At 39.3% G+C, this 463-nt stretch carries 1 protein-coding gene and 1 pseudogene; both read right to left on the bottom strand.

The features are described 5' to 3' along the window. The coding region (locus tag AC1M9F_RS14495) for a CoA-transferase (RefSeq protein ID WP_481598118.1) at nucleotides 1-130 on the bottom strand (130 nt) is incomplete at its 3' end. Nucleotides 131-272: 142 nt separating this feature from the next. Then, nucleotides 273-463 (bottom strand): annotated as a pseudogene (locus AC1M9F_RS14490) (catechol 1,2-dioxygenase); the annotation flags it as partial.

Below are 463 nucleotides of genomic sequence, written 5' to 3'. Positions count from 1 at the left end.
CGAGTTCAATTAAGCCATCGATGAGTTCAGCAGGCTGACCTGCAGTACCAAACCCACCAATCATAATGGTTGAACCGTCTTTAATTTGGGAGAGGGCCTCGGTTAAAGTCTTTTGAGATTTATCAATCATAGCGTTTTATAGATAAAGCTATCTATATCCTTTTCGGTCTTGCAAAAATTTAAACAAATCAAAATGATTAGATTTGGATTGGTCTAAATTCTTTAGTTGAATAAGATAAAGGATGGATGCGAAATCCATCCCTTTATTATTTTTAAGCTGATGCGCGGCGGCGTTCAACTTCAGTAGAAGGCGCACCTTCAACGTCTTTCACTAATTCAATGTCAAATTGAATATGTTTGAACGCACCTTTTAGACCACGACGAGCAATTTCAGCTTCATCAGTTACGTCTACAGCAGTTGCCACTAAGCCATCACGCGTTGCAAATGCAAAGTCATCCCAAA

The sequence above is a fragment of the Acinetobacter sp. ANC_7504 genome (assembly GCF_056779995.1).
Note: the sequence above shows the minus strand (reverse complement) of the source record. Positions and strands in the feature narration are given on the sequence as shown.